Genomic DNA, 18,632 nt, shown 5'->3' on the forward strand with positions numbered 1-18,632 from the left:
CCGCCCCCGGCTACGCCTTGCTGTGGGAGAACAGCTTCAGCACCGGCACCCCCACCTTGTGCCGCGCCCGCGAAGCCCAGTCCCGGTGGAAGAACTCCTCCACGTAGTGCGGATCGGTCAGCACGATCACCTCGTCCGCGTCCACCTCGGCGACCAGCGCCTTCAGCGCGTCCAGCGGGTGGTCCTCGACCAGCCGCCCCTCCGCCTCGCTCCCCGCGGAGCGCAGCGCCTGGAGCGACACGTCGAGGGCCTGCCGTCCCACGCTGCGCGCTTCATGGCCCTCCGGGGTCTCGCCCTCCCGCACCGCCTCGTCGAGTTCGCCGAGCGCGATGTCGTCGATGGCCCGCAGCAGCCGGTCCGCCTGCTCGCCGCGCGGCTGGAGCAGCACGTGGAAGGAGACGGGCTCCTCTCCGTGCAAGGTGGTGACGAACTCCACGTCGGCGGACGTCATGGCCTTCTCGATCATCAGAACGCTTGTGAACACCAGGCGCCTCTTCTCCTTAGAGGGCCCGGCAGGGCCCCTGCGGAAACCATCCTTCCCCGTGATCGCACGGGTACTGCCGCATTAAGTCTGCCCGCCGGAAGCTAACCGGAACGGATGATTCCGTTGATTTCAAGGCCGACGGTAGCGCCCGAAGAGGAATCCGTCCTCCTCCAGCAGGGACACGAGTGCGAACCGGTGCGGAACGGCGACCGCCGGCCCCCCGGCGATGCGCTGCGCGCCGCCCGCCGTCAGCGTCGGCGAGACGGTCAGGCAGAGCTCGTCCAGCACCTCCGCGGCGATCAGCTGGCCGAGCAGCCGGGGGCCGCCCTCGGTGAGCAGCCGGGTGTGTCCGAGGCCGGCGAGGGCCTCGATGGCGCGGGCGGGCTCCACGCCCATGCCCTCCCCGGCGGTCAGCACCCGGGCGCCGGCCTTCTCGGCGGCGGCGACCCGGTCGGGCGCGGCGGCGGCTCCGGTGAGGATCAGCGTCGGGACCAGGGGCGAGGTGAACAGGGGCAGCGTGAAGTCCAGGTCCAGGCTCGCGCTGACGATCGCGATCGCCGGGACCGGGGCCTGTCCGGCGGCCGCGCGCGCCCCGGCGAACTCGGCGCGCGCCCGGGCGGGGCGGTACCCCTCCTGCCGTACCGTTTCCGCACCGACGAGCACGACATCCGCGAGCGCCCGCAGGGTGCCGAAGATCCGCATGTCGGCGGCGCTGGAGATGGGCTTGGAGTGGCCTTCGTGCTGGGCGGCGCCGTCGAGGGAGGAGACCATGTTGGCCCGCAGCCAGGGCCGCGGGGCGCCCGGCCCGGGATCCGGGTAGGCGTAGGCGGCGGCCAGCTCGGCGAGGCCCCACTCCCGGTCCGCGGCCGCCCCCGGGGCGGCCGGTGCTCCCCCGTCGGTGCGGGCCTGGGCTGCTGTTTCTTCGGTCACAGGGAAGAGGCGTCGCATCCGTGCAGTGTGACACGGCGCTTAGCATGGATAACCGTGTCCTCCTCCAGCACCGCCCCCGGTTTCGGCCCCCTGACCGACGCGGGCCCCCTCTCCCTGTGCGCCCGCGAGCCGCACGTGCCCGCGGACCGACTGGTCGCCGAGATGGTGCCGCCGCCGCGCTTCGACTCGGTCCGCTTCGCCACGTACCTCCCGGACCCGAACCAGCCCAGCCAGACGGAGGCCGTCCGGGTCCTGGAGGGCTTCGCCGCCGGTCTGGGCGGGCCACGGGCGTCCGGCACCGGCCGGCGCGGCTTCTTCGGGTTCGGCAAGGCCAGGGCGCCCAAGACCCCGGCCGGCCCGCGCGGGGTGTACCTGGACGGCGGCTACGGCGTCGGCAAGACCCACCTGCTGGCCTCCCTGTGGCACGCCGCCCCGGCGGAGCCGTCCCGCAAGGCGTTCGGCACCTTCGTGGAGCTGACCAACCTGGTCGGCGCGCTCGGCTTCCAGCAGACGGTGCGCACGCTGTCCGGGCACAGCCTGCTGTGCATCGACGAGTTCGAGCTGGACGACCCCGGCGACACGGTCCTGGTGTCGACGCTGCTCGGCAAGCTGGTCGAGGCGGGCGTGGCGCTCGCCGCCACCTCCAACACGCTGCCCGGCAAGCTGGGCGAGGGACGCTTCGCCGCCGCCGACTTCCTGCGCGAGATCCAGGGTCTGTCGGCCCACTTCCGCACCCTGCGCATCGACGGCGAGGACTACCGCCACCGCGGCCTGCCCGAGGCACCGGCGCCCTTCTCCGACGAGGAGGTCATGAAGACGGCGTTCGCCACCGAGGGCGCCTCGCTGGACGACTTCCCGAGCCTGCTGGAGCACCTGGCCAAGGTGCACCCGAGCCGGTACGGCGCCCTGACCGACGGGGTGCGGGCGGTGTGCCTGACCGGCGTGCGGCCGGTGCCGGACCAGTCGACGGCGCTGCGGCTGGTGGTCCTCGCCGACCGGCTCTACGACCGCGAGGTGCCGGTGCTGGCCTCGGGGCTGCCGTTCGACCGGCTGTTCAGCGAGGAGATGCTGAACGGCGGTTACCGCAAGAAGTACTTCCGCGCCATCTCCCGGCTCACCGCGCTGGCCCGGGACGCAAAGGGGCTGACCGGCGCGTAGTCGGCGCCATCCAATAACCCATCAACTGACGCGGGTCAAGGGCGACTTCACGCCACTTGACCCGCGTTTTTTACGCTCTCTCAGCCCGTTAACTTCCAGTTAACCCAGCAAAGGTCTTTGCCAGGCTAAGGTGTTTCTTGACCATCCATTGACCAAGACTTGGTCCGTACTAGAAACATGAACAAGGCGGAGGGGGGGCTCATGTTCCGCAGTACAGCCGTACGCGGCCTGCTCGCCGCCCTCGCCTCGGTGCTGCTCGCGCTCCAGTTGCGCGCGGGCGCCGAAAACTTCGCATCCGCGCACACGTTCGGCCAGACTTTGCTCAAGGCGGAGACCGGAATTGTTCCCTCCGCGCTGTCGGCGCGTGCCGGAGCGGACACCGTCCGCGCCCCCGGCAGCCCGGACGCGCCCCTGGGTACCCCGCACCTTCGCGACCGGCATCGCGGCCAGGCGGCCGGATGGCCCGAAGAGAGCATCCTCGACTCCGGCCGGGGGGCCGGAGAGGCCCCGTCGGGACCGCCCGACGGAACACGCCACTCTTCCCCGAGAGCCACCAGAACCCACACTCCGGCAGTGCTTCAGGTCTTCCGCTGCTGAGAAGCGGGCGCCTCGCGCTCTCACCCCCCCACGACCATCGTTCGAGTCCGACGCGCCAGGCAGGCGCGCCAGGAGGAACCCACACACATGCAGCCCCTCATCGACAACGCCCGTACGTTCGGACAACGCCCTGAGGAGTTCGCCAAGCTCGCCGAAGGCCAGTCCCCGCAGGTCCTGTTCATCACCTGCTCCGATTCCCGGGTCGTCCCCGCCCTCATCACGGGCGCCCGCCCCGGCGAACTCTTCGAGCTGCGCACCGCGGGCAACATCGTCCCGCCCTACGCCTCCGAGCACCCCACCAGCGAGGCGGCCACCATCGAGTACGCCGTGGAGGTGCTCGGCGTCCGGGACATCGTGGTCTGCGGCCACTCGCACTGCGGCGCCGTCGGCGCGCTGGTGCGCGGTGACGACCTCACCGCCGTGCCGGCCGTGCGCGACTGGCTGGTCTCGGCCACCCCTCGCCCGTCCGGCAAGGCCGAGGACCCGGAGGTCGCCGAGGGCGTGCAGAGCCACGTCCTCACCCAGTTGCTGCGGCTCCGCTCCTACCCCTGCGTCGAGCGGAAGGTGGCCGAGGGCGAACTGGGCCTGCACGCCTGGTACTACGAGGTGCACACCGGCACGGTACGGACGCACCGCCAGCAGACCGACAGTTTCGAGGCCCTGTGAGTCCGCCCATGACCGACAACCGCACCCTCACATCCCGCTTCCCGCACCTGAAGCAGGACTTCGCCGCCTCGCTCGTCGTCTTCCTGGTCGCCGTCCCGCTGTGCGTGGGCGTGTCCGTCGCCTCCGGGGCACCGGCCGAACTCGGCCTGGTCACCGGCATCGTGGGCGGCCTCGTCACCGGACTGATGCGGGGCAGCAGCCTCCAGGTGTCCGGACCGGCCGCCGGTATGACCGTGCTCGTCTACGAGGCGGTGCAGGAGTTCGGCCTGCCGGTGCTCGGCGTGATCGTGCTCGCCTCCGGCGCCATCCAGATAGCCATGGGCCTGCTGCGGCTGGGCCGGTACTTCCGTGCCATCTCCGTCTCCGTCGTGGAGGGGATGCTGGCCGGCATCGGCCTGGTGATCATCGCCGGGCAGCTCTACCCGGCGATGGCGGCCAAGGCCCCCGACTCCGGTCTGGACAAGATCGCCGAACTGCCCGGCACGCTCGTGGACTCCTTCGGTGACACCGGCGCGCTGTCCTCCCTGGCGGTGGCCGCGGGCACCATCGCGGTGCTGCTGCTGTGGAAGCACGCGCCGGAGAAGGTGCGCACGGTGCCCGGCCCGCTCGCCGCGGTCGGGCTCGCCACGCTGGCCGTGTTCGCGCTGGACATGCCCGTGGCCACGGTCGAGGTGCAGGGCCTGCTCGGTTCCGTCCAGCCGCCGCCGCTGAGCGCCTTCGGCGAACTCGCCGGCATCGGACTGCTGGGCACGGTCGTCGCGTTCACCCTGATCGCGTCCGCCGAGTCCCTGTTCAGCGCGGCGGCCGTGGACCGGCTGCACTCCGGGCCGCGCACCGAGTACAACAAGGAGCTCATCGCCCAGGGCACCGGCAACATGGTGTGCGGGGCGCTCGGCGCGCTGCCGATGACCGCGGTGATCGTGCGCAGCGCGGCCAACGTCCAGGCGGGTGCCCGTACGAAGGCCTCCCGGGTGCTGCACGGCGCGTGGCTGCTGCTGTTCGCGGCGCTGCTGCCCGACGTGCTCGCGTACATCCCGATCCCGGCCCTCGCGGGCATCCTCATCCACGCGGGTGCCAAGCTGATCCCCGTCCGGTCGCTGGGCTCGCTGTGGCGCGAGCACCGGGGGGAGGCGGTCGTCCTCGCCGTCACCGCCGTCTCCATCGTCGCCGTCAGCATGTTCGAGGGCGTGCTCATCGGTCTGGCGCTGGCGGTGGCGAAGTCCGCCTGGGAGGCCTCGCACGTCAAGCTGGACGTCGTGGACGAGGGCACCGGCCCGATAGAGGCGCGCCTGACGGGCAACGCCACCTTCCTGCGGCTGCCGAAGATCCTGGACAGCCTGGAGTCGCTGCCGCAGGACCGTCCGGTCCGGCTCGACCTGTCCGGGCTGCACCACGTGGACCACGCCTGCCGCATGGCCATGGACAACTGGGCGGCACGGCACAGCACGGCCGGGACCGACCCGGTCAAGCTGGTCACAGCCGCCTGACAGCCCTCCCGTGGGGCCGGGACGCCGTAACCTCTCGGCATCCCGGCCCCACGGGCCTATCGTGGCAACAGCAGACAAAACCGACCTCTGGGCGAGGAGGTCGCCATGGTCGAGGACCTGCTGGTGGCCGTCGCGGCGGCGGGCTCCGCCGGTGTCGTGTATCTGGCGGCGGCGGTTCGGGTGATCAAGCAGTACGAACGCGGGGTGCTGTTCCGGCTCGGCCGGGTCAGCGGGGGCGTACGGCCGCCGGGCCTGAACCTGGTCATTCCCTTCGTGGACCGGCTGCAGAAGGTCAACATGCAGATCGTGACGCTGCCGGTGCCGGCCCAGGAGGGCATCACCCGGGACAACGTCACCGTCCGGGTGGACGCGGTCGTCTACTTCCGGGTGGTCGACGCGACGAGCGCCCTGGTGAAGGTCGAGGACTACAAGTTCGCGGTGTCGCAGATGGCGCAGACGTCCCTGCGGTCGATCATCGGCAAGAGCGACCTGGACGACCTGCTCTCCGACCGCGAGAAGCTCAACCAGGGCCTGGAGCTGATGATCGACAGCCCGGCGGTGGGCTGGGGCATCCAGGTCGACCGGGTGGAGATCAAGGACGTGTCCCTGCCGGACACGATGAAGCGGTCGATGGCCCGCCAGGCCGAGGCGGACCGGGAGCGCCGGGCCCGGATCATCAACGCCGACGCCGAGCTCCAGGCCTCGAAGAAGCTCGCCGAGGCCGCCCAGCAGATGGCGGAGACGCCGACCGCGCTCCAGCTGCGGCTGCTGCAGACGGTGATGGCGGTGGCGGCCGAGAAGAACTCCACGCTGGTGCTGCCGATCCCGGTGGAACTGCTGCACTTCCTGGAACGCGGCGGCCGGCCCGCCCCACCGGACCAGGACCGCGGTCCCGCGCCCCGGCACACCGACGGCGGACCGCAGGAGCGAACCGACGCCGGATCGCGGCACACCGACGGCACCTCTCGGCTTCCGGCGACCGACACCGGCGGCCCGCCACAGGTCCCTGTGACCGACACCGGCGGCCCACCGCAGGACCCTGTGACCGACACCGGCGGCCCACCGCAGGACCCTGTGACCGACACCGGCGGCCCACCGCAGGACCCTGTCATCGACACCGGCGGCCCGCCACAGACCCCCTTGACCAGCACCGACAGCACGCCGCAGGTCACGTGACCGCCGACCGGCCCCGCCTCTGATGTGAGCCCGGACGGCCGGGGTACTCGGCGGGCATGCGTGAGCAGCGGAAGGTCACCGATTCGTACTGGTTGCACACCGCTCCCGGGCCGGGCCACCCCGCCCTGGACGCGGATCTCGACGTGGACGTGGCCGTCGTCGGCGCGGGCATCGCCGGGCTGAGCACCGCCCACGCGCTGGCCCGGGCCGGGCGTCGCGTGGCGGTGCTGGAGGCCGGGCGGGCGGTGGCCGGGGTCACCGGCTACACCACCGCCAAGCTGACCGCCCAGCACACCCTGGTCTACGACCGGCTGCGGCGCACCCGGGGCCCGGACGGCGCCCGGCTGTACGCCCGCTCGCAGTCGGAGGCGATCGAGCACGCGGCGGCGCTGGTCGCGGAGCTGGACATCGACTGCGAGTGGGAGACCCGGGACGCCTACACCTATGTCCGGGACCCGTCGCGGGTGGCCGAGGTGCGAGCGGAGGCGGACGCCGCCCGGCAGGCGGGGCTGTCGGCGTCGTTCACCACGGAGACCGGCCTGCCGTTCCCGGTGGCGGGCGCGGTGCGGGTGACCGGGCAGGCGCAGTTCCATCCGGTCAAGTACCTGCGGGCGCTCACCGCCGATCTGCTGCGGCTCGGCGGCCGGGTGTACGAGCACACGCGGGTGACCGCGCTGGCGGAGGGCGAGCCGTGCCGGCTGACCACCGAGGCGGGCCCCGTGGTGACCGCCCGGGACGTGGTGATCGCCACCCACTACCCGGTGTTCGACCGGGCGCTGCTGTTCGCCCGGCTCTCCCCGCGCCGGGAGCTGGTCGTGGCCGGGCCGCTGGGCGACGGCCCGGATCCGGACGGCATGTACATCACCCCGGAGGAGAACACCCGCTCGGTGCGCACCGCCCCCTACGGCCCGGACGGACGGCGGCTGCTCGTGGTCACCGGGGAGCACTTCACGCCCGGCACCGGCGACCCGCAGGCCGGGTTCGACCGGCTCGCCGCCTGGGCGGAGAAGCATTTTCCCGGGGTGAGCCTGGACCACGCCTGGGCCACCCAGGACAACGAGTCCACCGACACCGTCCCGCTGGTCGGCCCGTTCCACCCGGCCGCCCGGCACACCTATGTCGCCACCGGCTTCGGCGGCTGGGGCCTGAGCAACGGAATCATGGCCGGGCTGCTGCTCACCGCGCTGATCACCGGCCGGGACTGCCTGTGGCGGGAGCTGTACGACCCGCGCCGGCTGAAGTCGGTGGTCCGCGAGGCGCCGTCGCTGCTGAAGACGCAGGCGGAGGTGGCCCGGCACTTCGTCGGCGACCGGCTGAAGGCGCCGGGCTCGGTGGCGGACCTGGCGCCCGGCGACGGCACGCTGGTCCGTTCCGGCGGCGAGCGGCTCGCCGTGCACCGCGACGAGGAGGGCGCCCTGCACGCGGTGTCCGCCCGCTGCACCCACCTCGGCTGTCTGGTCTCCTTCAACCGCGCCGAGCGCGCCTGGGAGTGCCCCTGCCATGGCTCGCGGTTCGCGGTGGACGGTTCGGTGCTCCAGGGCCCGGCGGTCAAGCCGCTGGAACGGCGGGAGCTGGACTGACCGGCGGGAGGCGGCCCGCCGGGCGGGTGAGACCACTGCGACGCGAACACATATATACATATAAACGGACAATAAGCCTTACCTTCGTGGGGTGATCCCACCAGCACGTCGACTCACCGCCCTCTGCCTCCTCGGCGCGGCGCTCACCGCCTGCGGCACCACGGAACAGGAGCACCCCGCCGCCCCCGCCTCCCGCTCCCCCGCGCCCTCCCGTACGCCGGTGCTCGCGCCTGGCCCCGGCGGGCTGACCCCCGTCTTCGAGCACGGCCCGCGCACCCGGGGCAAGACGGTCGCGCTCACCTTCGACGCCGACATGACCGCCGACCAGGGGCCCCGCGCTGCCTCCGGCGAGCGCTTCGACAACCCGGGACTGATCCGGGCGCTGCGCGAACTGAAGGTGCCGGCGACGGTCTTCATGACCGGAAGCTGGGCCGAGCAGTACCCGGCCGAGGCCCGCGACCTGGGCCGCGACCCGCGCTTCGAGGTGGCCAACCACTCCTGGAGCCACTACGCCTTCACCGCCGACTGCTACGGCCTGCCGACCGTGGACGCCGCCGGGATGCGGGCGGACGTCGAGCGGGCGTACGCCTCCCTGCGCGCGGCCGGCGTGCCGCACCCCATGCCGTACTTCCGCTTCCCCGGCGGCTGTTACGACCAGCAGGCGCTGCGCGCGCTCAGCGGGCTCGGGGTGACCGCCGTGCAGTGGGACGTGGTCAGCGGTGACGCGTTCGCCACGGACGCCGACGCGGTGGCCCGGCAGGTGCTCGACGGGGTGCGGCCGGGCTCGGTGGTCGTCCTGCACTGCACCCGCAGCGCCGCCCCGACCACCGAGCAGGTGGTGCGTACGGTCGTACCGGAGCTGCGCGGGCGCGGCTACCGGTTCGTGAAGGTCTCCGAGCTGATCGGCGAGACCGGCACCGGCCGTTGACCCACGCCCGACAACCGCCGTCCTACGCTGAAGGCATGAGCGACGAGGACTACTGCACCATCGCCGAGGCGGTACGGCCGCCCAAGGCCGACGGCCCGCCGTACGCGGACTGTGTGCTGTGCCGGGAGCCGACCGAGTACCCGGAGTCGTACAAGGGCATCACGCTGTGCCCGGTGTGCGAGTGGCAGGAGGCCCAGCGCACCGCCTGCTCAGGGTGACCGGCGGCCGGTGAGCCAGGCCGCGGCGGCACAGGCGGCTGCCGCGAGCAGGGCCGCGCCCGCCAGCGGCGGCAGCGGCACCGGCGCCCGCCCGCTGTGCGAGCCGGTGACCAGACCGCTGACGGCGGCCCGCGCTGGAGAGCCGGAGGCGACCGCCGCGAGCAGCGCGCCGAGCAGCATCGCGGGCACCGCGCGCCCGGTGGAGCGCAGCACCGGCGGGCCGGTGAGCGCGCCGACGGCGGTGCCGAGCAGGGCGCAGACGAGCGCGGCCGGCAGCCCGGCGGCCAGCGCCCGCGTCGGCGGCACGCGCACCCGGTGGCCGGTGCTCGCGGGATCGCTGATCAGCGTCACCACCACGACGGCGGCCACGCCCAGCAGCGCGGCCGCGAGCAGCGCGGTCAGCAGGCAGGCGAGGTGCGCGCGGGCGGGGCCGCGCGCGGCGGCGACGCAGGCCCGGGCCGCGGGCGGCTCACCGGTGACGCAGATCCGTACCAGCCAGGCGGCCACCGGCAGCAGGGCGGCGGCGGTGTAGCCGAGCGAGTCCAGCACCGGCTGCCCGCCGCGCACGCCGACGGCCAGGAAGGCGGCGTAGAGGATCACCGGGGGCAGCCAGCGCTGGGAGCGCAGCAGCAGGTCGGCCTGGTAGCGCAGCAGGGCGGTCATGGGCGGCTTCCGGGGTCGGGGGGCGGGGCGTCGGCGGGTTCGACGCGCACCACGTGCCAGGGCGGGCGGGCCGTGAGCAGGGCGCGCAGGACGAGGTCGGAGTGGGACGCGGGGACGGTGAGGCGGTGACCGCCGGGAGCCGTCTCCGCCACGGCGACGGCGGCCCGTACCACCTCCGGGGGCAGCCGCCCGCCCGGCGGGCCCTGCACGGCGACGACGGTGACCGGCCCGTCCACCGCCGGGCCCACGCTTCCGGTACGGCTCCGCAGACCGCCGTCGGCCACGGTGTACGTCGCGTCCGGCGCCCCGGCGAGCCGGCGCGGGTCGTGGTCCACGAACACCACCGCGCCCCCGGCTGCCGTGCGCTCGGCCACCGCCCGGTCCAGCTCGGCCCGCGCCGCACCGTCCAGCCCGGTCCACGCCTCGTCCAGCACCAGCAGCTCCGGGTCGCCGAGCAGGGCCTGGGCGACGGCGACCTTCTGGCTGCCGCCCTTGGACAGCCACGCCATCGGGGTACCGGCGTACGGGCCCGCGCCGAACCGCTCCAGCCAGGCGTGCGCGGCGCGGGCGGCGGCCTTGCGGCCGAGGCCGTGGAGGGTGCCGAGGTGGGTCAGATAGCCGACGGCCGTGAAGGGCAGGGCGGAGGGGAACCGCTCGGGCACGTACGCCGTGCGCGGCCGGCCGGTGACACGGCCCTCGGAGGGCGCGTCGAGCCGGGCGAGCAGCCGCAGCAGCGTGGACTTCCCGCTGCCGTTCGCCCCCTCGATCCGGACCAGGGCGCCGGGCGCGACGACGAGGTCCACCCCGCGCAACACCCAGGGCCCGCGCACACCGTAGCGACGGCCCACGGCGGTCAGACGCAGCTCACGGCCTCGATGCATGGAGGTCATTCTGTCCCGGCGGCCCCGACTGCGGTCACGGTTTCTCCGGCCGGGCTTCGGGCTGTGCCGGGAACGGGGGTCGGCCGGGGACCGGGCTCCGCCAGGAGCCGGGGTCCGCCAGGAGCCGGGGCCCGCCGCAGACCAGGCTCCGCCGGGAACCGAGATGCGCCGGGGACCGGGCTCCGCCGGGGACTCCGCCGGGGACCGGGCTCCACCAGGAGCCGGGGTCCGCCAGGAGCCGGGGTCCGCCGGGAGCCGGGGTCCGCCGCAGACCAGGCTCCGCCGGGGACCGAGATGCGCCGGGGACCGGGCTCCGCTGGGGACCGGGCTCCGCCGGGGACTCCGCCGGGGACCGGGATGCGACGGGGGCCGCGCGTTGATCGGTGCGTCGGCGGGTTCGTAGGCTGGGCTCTCGTGAGCCATGATCCCGCCCCCGCCAGTGCCCGCCCGTTCCGCGCCGGGTCCGATCCCCGTGACGAGGCGCCGCAGTACGTGCTGCCGCTCGTCGTACGCATCGAGCGCGGAGCCCCGCCCGCCCGGACCGACGCGCTCCAGACGGCCGCCCGGGCCGTGCTCGTCCTGCTCTCCGACGAGCGGGCGCACGGCGACGGCGAGTGGGCCGAGGCGGTGCGCAACTGGGAGGACGCGCGGATCCGCAAGGTGGTCCGGCGGGCCCGGGGCGCCGAGTGGCGGCGGGCCGAGGCACTGCCCGGGATCACGCTGACCGGCAAGTCGGCCGAGGTCCGGGTCTTCCCGCCGATCCCGCTGGACGGCTGGCCCAAGGACCTGGCGAAGCTCCAGGTGTCGGGCACCGAGCTGGACGACCCGGAGCCCCCCGTCGCCGCCGACCCGGCGCAGCCGGTGCTGTGGCTCAACCCGGACCTGGAGATGTCGGCGGGCAAGGCGATGGCCCAGGCCGGGCACGGCGCGCAGTTGGCCTGGTGGGCGCTGTCCGGCACGGAGCGCACCGCGTGGCGCGAGGCGGGCTTCCCGCTGGCCGTCCGCACCGCCGCCCCCGCCGACTGGTCCGGGCTGTCCTCCGCCGGACTCCCCCTGGTCCGCGACGCCGGCTACACGGAGATCGCACCGGGTTCCTGCACGGTGGTGGCGGACCATCCGGCGCTGCGGCGGCCGTCTGCGTAGCTGATCGTCACCTGCTCCCCCGACCGGACGTCGACGCCGCGCCGAGCCGGTGTCCGAGCGGCCACGGTGCGGCGCGGACACGGCTCCCGGGCCCTCCCAGGACCAGGATCAGGGCGCGGGACCAGAATCAGGGCCCAGGACCAGGATCAGGGCCCGGGAGCAGGCCCCGGGCAGCCCGTCGCGTCGGAACCTGGTACTCGGCGTGGGCGAGGAGGGCGCCGGTCCGGCGGACCGTCTCGGCCAGCAGCAGCGGGTCGAGGCGCCCTGCCACGGGTGTGAAGTAGGCATGGGCGCGGGGCCACTGCGCGGCGACGGTGAACGTGTCGGGGCCGTCCGCCCGCCAGCCGGTGAGGAAGACCTCGGCGACCGCTGCCCGGTAGACGTACTGGCGGGGCACGGTGGCGGCCAGAGCCGGCAGATCGGGCGACGGACGGAACAGGGGGGAGCGTCACCTTGATCTTCCCTCGACCTTTGTCCTGACATCTATGTCCTGACAACGCAAGGGGTCCGGATCGCGGCAGGACCGGACCTGCCGCCAGTAACATACAGACCGATCTGTCTGTACTTGAACAGGCATCTTGGAGTGCACTGGGGCCGCAGGAACGAGCGCTTCAGACCAGGCGACAGAGGAGCGCCAGGCCGGATCGGAGCACGACGTCCTGGCGCAGCGCCTCCGCGCCTCGTCGCGCAGGGCCCCAGCAGGTCCTGCTTGCCGGGAGAAGTGATGGCTGAGGGCGCCCCGGCTGACGCCCGCCCTGCGGCAGACACCCCTCATGCCGGCGTCGCCGGTTCGGTCCGCTTCGTACGCGGCCGCCGGCACCAGGGCGCTCCGGGTCCGGTGGCCGCGACCCCGAGTCGGCCTGTCAATACGGGTCGGTCGGTTCGGAACGGCGGCGGTCAGTCCGCCCCCGGAGCCGCCAGGCCCGCCGCGCCACCAGTCGATCGTCACCACAGGCATGGGGAGTTCGTTTCGTCTCCCGTCGCTCGCTGAGGTGGCCCGCCCAATAACAGGCAGACCGATCTGTTTGTTATTCTCTGAGTGCGTAGCTCTCCGCACGGCTGTCCACGCCGTGTCCGCACAGCTGGCCGGCCCGTGGTGTGCCCCGGGCGGACCGCGTGCCCGTTCGATGTCGATGAGGGAGTGTTCGTGCATTCAGTCGGGATCGCGCGTAAGGATGCCGCCGTACGCAGTGGCCACCGGCAGACCACGGCCCTCCGCACTGTGGGAGGCGCCCTGCCGTCGACCGGCGTCGAGACGGCCGGCCCGTCGTCCCTGGAGGGTGAGCTGGACGCCGTCGAGGCGGCGCTCACTCGTGCCCAGGCGGCCCTGAAGGAACAGCTCGCCCGCGCGCGCAGCCTGCGGCGCGAACTCGCGGAGGCACCCCGGCTCGCGCCGGTGCCGGAGGAGCCGGGACGCGAGCTGGTGCTGAGCGCCCGTCGCGAGGTATGGGTGGCGCTGGCCCCTGCTCCCTCGCTGGCTTGCCTGAAGGACGCCGAGGCCCAGTTCGCGGATCTGACCTCCCAGGGTGTGGCGCTGCGTGCCCTGTACCCGCGCACCGTCCTCGCCGTCGACGGCGGCGCGGAGCATCTGGAACGGACGGCGGAACTCGGTGTGGAGTGCCGCGTGGTGGACATCCAACAAATCTTCACGGCCGTGGTCGACCAGCAGTTCGTGTTCATGGCCGCGGGCCTGCGCCCCGGCGAGGAGGGCGAGACGGTCTTCCGCGCGCCCCGGGACGTCGCCCTGCTGCGGCAGTCGTTCGAGCGGACCTGGTGCTCAGCGCGGCGGGTGCACCCCGGTTCCCGGGCGCGGCAGCGGCTGACGGCGGAGCAGCTGACGATGCTGCGGCTGATGAACTCCGGTGTGAAGGACGAGAAGATCGCCCGGCTGATGGGCGTGTCCTCCCGGACCCTGAGCCGTCTGATGGCCCGCGCGATGGAGGAACTGGAGGCCCGCAGCCGGTTCGAGGCGGGGGCTCGCGCCGCCGAGCTCGGCCTGCTGAGCTGACCTGGGCCGATCATGGTCTGGGCGGCTGTGTCGCCTCGGCGCCGGCCGGGGCCGAGGCGACGGCCTGGCGCAGAGCCTGGCGCAGATGCCAGACGAGATTCTTCAGCTCCGTCTTGCCCGGGCTGGAGGAGAAAGCCGAATCCGCCGCCCCCGGCATCCGCAGGGCACGGCCCACATCCAGCCCCTCGCTCTTTGCCTGCTCCGTTTCCATTCCTTTCTCTCTCCTTTCCTGCCTCGTTCCTCCGGTACAGCCTCTTTCACTCTTCCCCGTGATCCCTTCCGGGCGGAGGAGCTCCCTCACCGAGGCGATTTCCCACGGTGTCATAAAAACACTCGGGTAAGTTCCGTGAATGCCTGTTGGCCAATGCCGGACAGGCGGGTACTCGCCATTGACACTCGCCGTCGACACCTCGCTCGACGTGCATGGATATCTGTCGGGAAAACGCCAGGCGATTCTTCGCCACCCCGTTCGATGGACAAGCGACACACCGGCCGAACACGATTGTTGCCACGCGATCGGAATTCACCCAGCGAGTCGGAGGTTGCCTCGGTGAACGAGACCGTGAACGAATTGGTCGAACTCGGCGAAGAAGTGGCCACGGCGCTGTCCGAGCACCGCCCGGTGGTCGCGCTGGAATCCACGGTCATCGCCCGCGGAATGGGCTGTCCGGGCAATGTGGAGACGGCCCGCGCCATCGAGCGGGCGGTGCGCCCGGCCGGCGCCGTGCCCGCCACCATTGGTATCGCGGACGGCCGCGGCGGCGCCCTGGTCACCCACCCGATCGCCGAGGCGGACGCCCTCGACGCGCAGGCCATGGAAGAGGTCATCCAGGCAGCCGTCTTCGACCTGGACGGAACCCTCGCCGACACCCCGGCCGCGATCGGCCGCCTGCTGACGCGGGTGTGCGCGGAGTTCGGAGCGGACGTCACCGAGGCGCAGGTGGCACCGACCATCGGCAGGCCGCTGGAGCCCTCCGGCGCCGCGCTGCCGGGGCAGGCGGTGGACGACCCGGTCACCGCGCGGGCGGTGGCCCGCTACCGAGAGCTGTTCGACGCCGAGGTCCTCAGCGCGGGCCCCGCCCTGCCGTACGAGGGGGTCGCCGAGGGGCTGCGGGACCTGCGGGGGCGCGGGCTGCCGCTGGCCGTGGGCACGTCGAAGATCTCCGGCAGCGCCGAGAAGCTCCTTGCCGCCACCGGTATCCGTGAGCTGTTCGGCCCGGTCGTCGGCAACGACATGGTGCGGCGCGGCAAGCCCGACCCGGAGAGGGGGCCGCGGGCGGCGAGCGAGCTGGGTGTGCCGGTCGAGCGGTGCGCCCGTATCGGTGACACCAGTACTGACATGCGCATGGCCATCAGGGCGGGGTTGCTGCCGGTCGCGGTCACCTATGGCGTCGGCGCCGAGGAGGAGCTCGCCGATGGTGGCGCGCTGATCTGCCGGTCCTTCGGCGAAGTCGTACAAACCCTGTCGGAACACGTCCCGGCCGACCCGGTCCGTGCCTGAGGCACGACACGAGACACCGGGAGAAAGCACAGTCATGACCACAGAAGCAACGTCGGGAAACCCGACCGGCGCGATGGCCGCCGCCCAGAGCGCTCCCGCGCCGGCCGACAACAGGATCAGCGGCCGGCAGGCATGGGCGCTGGCAGTCCTGGGCTGCGGGCTGTTCCTCGCCACCCTCGACCTCTCCATCGTCTACGTGGCCCTGCCCAGCATCGGCGAGGATCTGGCGCTGCCCGAGATCAGGCTCCAGTGGATCGTCAGCGGCTACGCCATCTTCTTCGCCGGGTTCCTCCTGGTGGGAGGGCGCACCGGGGACCGCTTCGGCGCTCGCAGGGTCTTCCTCGGCGCCACCGCGCTCTTCGGAGCCAGCTCACTGGCGGCCGCGCTCACCCAGGACTTCACCATGCTCGTCGTCGCCCGCGCGCTGCAGGGCATCGGGGCCGGACTGCTCGACCCGGCCACCCTGGGCCTGATCCAGCAGGTCTTCCCGCCCGGCCCCAAGCGGAACCGCGCCATGGCCGTATGGGGCGCCGTGGGAGCGATCGGCCTGGTCGGCGGTGTCGCCCTGGGCGGGCTGCTGACGACGGTGTCGTGGCAGTGGGTGTTCCTCGTGAACGTACCGATCGCCGCCGCGGTCATCGTCGCCGGTCTCTTCCTGCTGCCCGGCCGCCGCACCGACGCGGCCGCGCCGACGCCGCTGAACGCGCTGAGCGGGATCCTCGGCACCGGCGCGATCCTCCTGCTCGTGCTCGGCCTGACCCGCCTCGGGGACGCGGGCTGGTCCGACACCGTCACCCTCGTCGGCCTGGCCGGCTTCGTGGTGCTGGCCGCCCTGTGGGTGGTGCGCGAGCGGACCAGCGCCAGCCCCCTGATCGCCCGCGAACTGTGGCGCACCCGGTCGCTGATGGTGGCCTGTGCGGTGGACGCCTGCTATGTGCTCAGCATCGGCGTGGAGTTCTTCCTCGTCACGCTGTTCCTGCAGGACCAGCAGGGCTTCAGCCCCCTCGCCGCCGGGCTGGGCTTCCTGCCGCTGACGGTGACCGTGATCATCGGCAACGCCGTCACGGACCGGCTGGTCGGGCGGCACGGGCCAAGGACCATGGTGACGGGCGGGCTGCTGCTCGCCGCGATCGGCCTCGGCCTGCTCGCGGTCGGGGTCCACAGCGACAGCTACGCGACCGGTGTGCTGCCCGGGCTGCTGCTGTCCGGACTGGGCAACGGCATCGCCTTCCCGGCCATGTTCATCGCGGCCACCTCCGAGATCCCCGGGGAGAACCAGGGCGTCGGCGCGGCACTGGTGACCACCACGCAGAACGTCTTCCAGGCGCTCGGGCTCGCCGTCCTGGTCATCCTCCTCGGCGCGCGTCCCGGCACCGGCGACTTCACGACCACCTTCGCCGCCACCGGCGCCATGGCCCTGCTCGGCGCCGTGGTCGCCGCCACCGGCCTGCGTGGCCCGCTGGCCGGCAAGGCGGGCTGAGCACCCGCTCCGGACGCACAGCACCACGGCGTCCACCCGCCCCACGGACAGCTGGACGAACTCTCCTGTGATCGCCTATCTCGCCCAGGCCACCGGCGCGCCCACCCCCACGCTGGTTCTGGACGCCGGCCTGGTTCCTCCGGACGAACCGGGACATGCGCGCGGTCCTCACCACCGTCCCCCGGTACGCGGCCCCCCGGCCACGCTCCCTGCCGGGCACCCCCCGAGGCACCGGGTGCGCGCGCCCGGTCGCGTCCGGGCCGCCGTGGCCACCCGAACCTCAAATGTTGCTCTGAACGCCTCCGGGCGGGGTTCGTGGGTGGCCGGCGGGGCCATATCCCCCTCACTCGACGCACGAAGCACAGGCCGAGGAGGGGGAGGTGCCATGCGGCTGGGGACGGGGATCGGCTGGCGGCCGGAGATCGCGGACGCTGTGGAGGCGATGGCGGGCATCGACTGGGTGGAGGTCGTGGCGGAGAACGTCTGCCCCGGACATCTCCCCCACTCGCTGCTGCGGCTGCGCGAGCGCGGCGTGACGGTGGTCCCGCACGGCGTCTCCCTCGGCCTCGGCGGCGCGGACCGGCCCGACGCCAGGCGACTGACGGCGCTCGCCGAGCGCGCGGAGGTGCTCGGGTCCCCGCTGGTCACCGAGCACATCGCCTTCGTCCGGGCGGGCGGCGAACTCACCGCGTCCCCCCGGCTGGAGGCCGGTCATCTGCTGCCCGTGCCGCGCACCCGGGACGCGCTGGACGTGCTGTGCGAGAACGTCCGCATCGCCCAGGACGCGCTGCCGGTACCGCTGGCCCTGGAGAACATCGCCGCGCTGTTCTCCTGGCCGGGCGAGGAGCTGACGGAGGGACAGTTCCTGTCGGAGCTGGTCGAACGGACCGGGGTGCGGCTGCTGATCGACGTGGCCAACCTGCACACCAACCACGTCAACCGGGGCGAGGACCCCGCCGAGGTGCTGGCCGCGCTGCCGGTGGAGGCGATCGCCTACGTCCATGTCGCGGGCGGCTTCGAGCGCGACGGCGTCTGGCACGACAGCCACGCGCACCCCGTGCCCCGCCCGGTGCTCGACGTCCTGACCGGCCTCGCCACCCGGGTCGCACCGCCCGGGGTACTGCTGGAGCGGGACGAGAACTTCCCCGAACCAGCTGAACTGGAACGTGAGTTGACGGCCATCCGGGAGGCGGTGACGGCCGGGCGCGAGCGCGCCGGGGAGCGGACGGCGGAGCGTACGGAGGCGCGGGGGGCCGCCGGTGCCGGGGCGGGGGGCGTCGGTGTGCTGGCGCGGCCGGTGGCCGGTGTGCGCGAGCGACTCGGGGTGGCGCAGACCGCCGTACTGTCGGCGCTGGTGGCGGGGACGCCGGTGCCGGAGGGGTTCGACCGGGTCCGGACGGGAGTGCAGGCGCGGGCGCTCGCCGCGAAGCGGGCGGGCGTGGTGGCGAAGGTGGCGCCCGAACTGCCGGTGATCCTGGGGGCCGGGTACCGGGAGGCGTTCCTGGAGTACGCGCGGCGGCGCCCGATGCGGGGCGGCTACCGGCAGGACGCGCTGGATTTCGCCGGTCACCTGTTGAAACTGGGCCGGCCCGGGGACGCCCGCGCCCACCGCGCCCTGCGGGAGTGGTGGCTGGACCGGGCGGGCCCGGCGCCCCGGAAGCGGGGGCTGTGGGAGCGGCTGCTGCGGCGGCGCACCGGCCGGCCGTCCTGAGCCGGTCCGGTCGGCCGGGGC

General features: G+C 73.4%; 19 protein-coding genes. 13 read left to right on the forward strand and 6 right to left on the reverse strand.

Annotation, left to right across the window (positions count from 1 at the left end; translation table 11 throughout):
• Positions 1-10: 10 nt before the first annotated feature.
• The gene (locus Srubr_RS21495) at positions 11-484 is read right to left on the reverse strand and encodes an indole-3-glycerol phosphate synthase (RefSeq protein WP_189990160.1); all 474 of its coding nucleotides are present in this window, start codon (positions 482-484) and stop codon (positions 11-13) included.
• Positions 485-613: 129 nt separating this feature from the next.
• Complete coding sequence (locus tag Srubr_RS21500) at positions 614-1,432, reverse strand: pyrimidine reductase family protein (RefSeq protein ID WP_189990158.1); 819 nt, start codon at positions 1,430-1,432, stop codon at positions 614-616.
• Positions 1,433-1,468: 36 nt separating this feature from the next.
• Between Srubr_RS21500 and zapE the strand changes: the two genes are divergently transcribed.
• The 8 genes from zapE to Srubr_RS21540 all read left to right on the forward strand — a co-directional run bounded on the left by zapE (position 1,469) and on the right by Srubr_RS21540 (position 9,224).
• Positions 1,469-2,572: a cell division protein ZapE gene (gene zapE, locus Srubr_RS21505; protein ID WP_189990156.1), complete on the forward strand. Its 1,104-nt coding sequence runs from the start codon at positions 1,469-1,471 to the stop codon at positions 2,570-2,572.
• Between the two features lie 201 nt (positions 2,573-2,773).
• Positions 2,774-3,169, forward strand: coding sequence for a hypothetical protein (locus Srubr_RS21510; protein ID WP_189990153.1), 396 nt, complete (start codon positions 2,774-2,776; stop codon positions 3,167-3,169).
• An 87-nt stretch (positions 3,170-3,256) separates the two neighbouring features.
• Positions 3,257-3,835 carry a carbonic anhydrase gene (locus Srubr_RS21515; RefSeq protein WP_189990152.1) on the forward strand — a complete coding sequence of 193 codons (579 nt, stop codon included), beginning with the start codon at positions 3,257-3,259 and terminating at the stop codon, positions 3,833-3,835.
• An 8-nt stretch (positions 3,836-3,843) separates the two neighbouring features.
• Positions 3,844-5,322, forward strand: coding sequence for a SulP family inorganic anion transporter (locus Srubr_RS21520; RefSeq protein WP_189990150.1), 1,479 nt, complete (start codon positions 3,844-3,846; stop codon positions 5,320-5,322).
• A 105-nt stretch (positions 5,323-5,427) separates the two neighbouring features.
• Positions 5,428-6,498, forward strand: coding sequence for a slipin family protein (locus Srubr_RS21525; protein ID WP_229926445.1), 1,071 nt, complete (start codon positions 5,428-5,430; stop codon positions 6,496-6,498).
• A 56-nt stretch (positions 6,499-6,554) separates the two neighbouring features.
• Complete coding sequence (locus tag Srubr_RS21530) at positions 6,555-8,078, forward strand: FAD-dependent oxidoreductase (RefSeq protein WP_189990148.1); 1,524 nt, start codon at positions 6,555-6,557, stop codon at positions 8,076-8,078.
• Positions 8,079-8,169: 91 nt separating this feature from the next.
• Positions 8,170-9,006: a polysaccharide deacetylase family protein gene (locus Srubr_RS21535; RefSeq protein WP_189990145.1), complete on the forward strand. Its 837-nt coding sequence runs from the start codon at positions 8,170-8,172 to the stop codon at positions 9,004-9,006.
• Between the two features lie 35 nt (positions 9,007-9,041).
• A complete protein-coding gene (locus Srubr_RS21540) occupies positions 9,042-9,224 on the forward strand; it encodes a hypothetical protein (protein WP_189990143.1) in 183 nt (60 codons plus the stop codon).
• Here the strand turns inward: Srubr_RS21540 and Srubr_RS21545 are convergent.
• Both Srubr_RS21545 and Srubr_RS21550 read right to left on the reverse strand, forming a co-directional pair.
• The gene (locus Srubr_RS21545; RefSeq protein ID WP_189990141.1) at positions 9,216-9,887 is read right to left on the reverse strand and encodes an ABC transporter; all 672 of its coding nucleotides are present in this window, start codon (positions 9,885-9,887) and stop codon (positions 9,216-9,218) included. The two genes, Srubr_RS21540 and Srubr_RS21545, sit on opposite strands and share 9 nt — an antisense overlap.
• A complete protein-coding gene (locus Srubr_RS21550; RefSeq protein WP_189990139.1) occupies positions 9,884-10,768 on the reverse strand; it encodes an ABC transporter ATP-binding protein in 885 nt (294 codons plus the stop codon). The genes Srubr_RS21545 and Srubr_RS21550 overlap by 4 nt, the downstream gene beginning before the upstream one ends.
• A 414-nt stretch (positions 10,769-11,182) precedes the next feature.
• On the opposite strand from Srubr_RS21550, the gene Srubr_RS21555 reads away from it, so the two are divergent.
• The gene (locus Srubr_RS21555) at positions 11,183-11,911 is read left to right on the forward strand and encodes a peptidyl-tRNA hydrolase (RefSeq protein ID WP_229926444.1); all 729 of its coding nucleotides are present in this window, start codon (positions 11,183-11,185) and stop codon (positions 11,909-11,911) included.
• A 127-nt stretch (positions 11,912-12,038) separates the two neighbouring features.
• Here the strand turns inward: Srubr_RS21555 and Srubr_RS21560 are convergent, their stop codons facing one another.
• Positions 12,039-12,308 (reverse strand): AfsA-related hotdog domain-containing protein, encoded by a 270-nt coding sequence (locus Srubr_RS21560; protein ID WP_229926443.1) that lies wholly within the window; start codon positions 12,306-12,308, stop codon positions 12,039-12,041.
• A gap of 750 nt (positions 12,309-13,058) precedes the next feature.
• On the opposite strand from Srubr_RS21560, the gene Srubr_RS21565 reads away from it, so the two are divergent.
• Positions 13,059-13,919 carry a LuxR C-terminal-related transcriptional regulator gene (locus Srubr_RS21565; protein ID WP_189990134.1) on the forward strand — a complete coding sequence of 287 codons (861 nt, stop codon included), beginning with the start codon at positions 13,059-13,061 and terminating at the stop codon, positions 13,917-13,919.
• 10 nt (positions 13,920-13,929) lie between these two features.
• Here the strand turns inward: Srubr_RS21565 and Srubr_RS21570 are convergent, their stop codons facing one another.
• Positions 13,930-14,130: a hypothetical protein gene (locus Srubr_RS21570; protein ID WP_189990133.1), complete on the reverse strand. Its 201-nt coding sequence runs from the start codon at positions 14,128-14,130 to the stop codon at positions 13,930-13,932.
• A gap of 339 nt (positions 14,131-14,469) precedes the next feature.
• On the opposite strand from Srubr_RS21570, the gene Srubr_RS21575 reads away from it, so the two are divergent.
• From Srubr_RS21575 to Srubr_RS21585, 3 genes are all read left to right on the forward strand, one after another.
• Positions 14,470-15,420, forward strand: coding sequence for an HAD family hydrolase (locus tag Srubr_RS21575; RefSeq protein WP_189990131.1), 951 nt, complete (start codon positions 14,470-14,472; stop codon positions 15,418-15,420).
• Between the two features lie 34 nt (positions 15,421-15,454).
• On the forward strand, positions 15,455-16,900 hold the full coding sequence (locus tag Srubr_RS21580; RefSeq protein WP_189990129.1) for an MFS transporter: 1,446 nt from the start codon (positions 15,455-15,457) through the stop codon (positions 16,898-16,900).
• Between the two features lie 385 nt (positions 16,901-17,285).
• Positions 17,286-18,611, forward strand: coding sequence for an MbnB/TglH/ChrH family RiPP precursor modification enzyme (locus Srubr_RS21585; RefSeq protein ID WP_189990127.1), 1,326 nt, complete (start codon positions 17,286-17,288; stop codon positions 18,609-18,611).
• Positions 18,612-18,632: the final 21 nt, after the last annotated feature.

Source organism: Streptomyces rubradiris, from assembly GCF_016860525.1.
GTDB classification, from domain to species: domain Bacteria; phylum Actinomycetota; class Actinomycetes; order Streptomycetales; family Streptomycetaceae; genus Streptomyces; species Streptomyces rubradiris.

What these genes read in the sequence shown, in the direction of transcription:
- Srubr_RS21585 (WP_189990127.1), top strand. Translation starts at nt 17,286, where the DNA reads ATGCGGCTGGGGACGGGGATCGGCTGGCGGCCGGAGATCGCGGACGCT.
- Srubr_RS21530 (WP_189990148.1), top strand. Translation starts at nt 6,555, where the DNA reads ATGCGTGAGCAGCGGAAGGTCACCGATTCGTACTGGTTGCACACCGCT.
- Srubr_RS21500 (WP_189990158.1), bottom strand. Translation starts at nt 1,432, where the DNA reads ATGCGACGCCTCTTCCCTGTGACCGAAGAAACAGCAGCCCAGGCCCGC.
- Srubr_RS21545 (WP_189990141.1), bottom strand. Translation starts at nt 9,887, where the DNA reads ATGACCGCCCTGCTGCGCTACCAGGCCGACCTGCTGCTGCGCTCCCAG.
- Srubr_RS21525 (WP_229926445.1), top strand. Translation starts at nt 5,428, where the DNA reads ATGGTCGAGGACCTGCTGGTGGCCGTCGCGGCGGCGGGCTCCGCCGGT.
- Srubr_RS21570 (WP_189990133.1), bottom strand. Translation starts at nt 14,130, where the DNA reads ATGGAAACGGAGCAGGCAAAGAGCGAGGGGCTGGATGTGGGCCGTGCC.
- Srubr_RS21515 (WP_189990152.1), top strand. Translation starts at nt 3,257, where the DNA reads ATGCAGCCCCTCATCGACAACGCCCGTACGTTCGGACAACGCCCTGAG.
- Srubr_RS21550 (WP_189990139.1), bottom strand. Translation starts at nt 10,768, where the DNA reads ATGCATCGAGGCCGTGAGCTGCGTCTGACCGCCGTGGGCCGTCGCTAC.
- Srubr_RS21510 (WP_189990153.1), top strand. Translation starts at nt 2,774, where the DNA reads ATGTTCCGCAGTACAGCCGTACGCGGCCTGCTCGCCGCCCTCGCCTCG.
- Srubr_RS21540 (WP_189990143.1), top strand. Translation starts at nt 9,042, where the DNA reads ATGAGCGACGAGGACTACTGCACCATCGCCGAGGCGGTACGGCCGCCC.
- Srubr_RS21520 (WP_189990150.1), top strand. Translation starts at nt 3,844, where the DNA reads ATGACCGACAACCGCACCCTCACATCCCGCTTCCCGCACCTGAAGCAG.
- Srubr_RS21580 (WP_189990129.1), top strand. Translation starts at nt 15,455, where the DNA reads ATGACCACAGAAGCAACGTCGGGAAACCCGACCGGCGCGATGGCCGCC.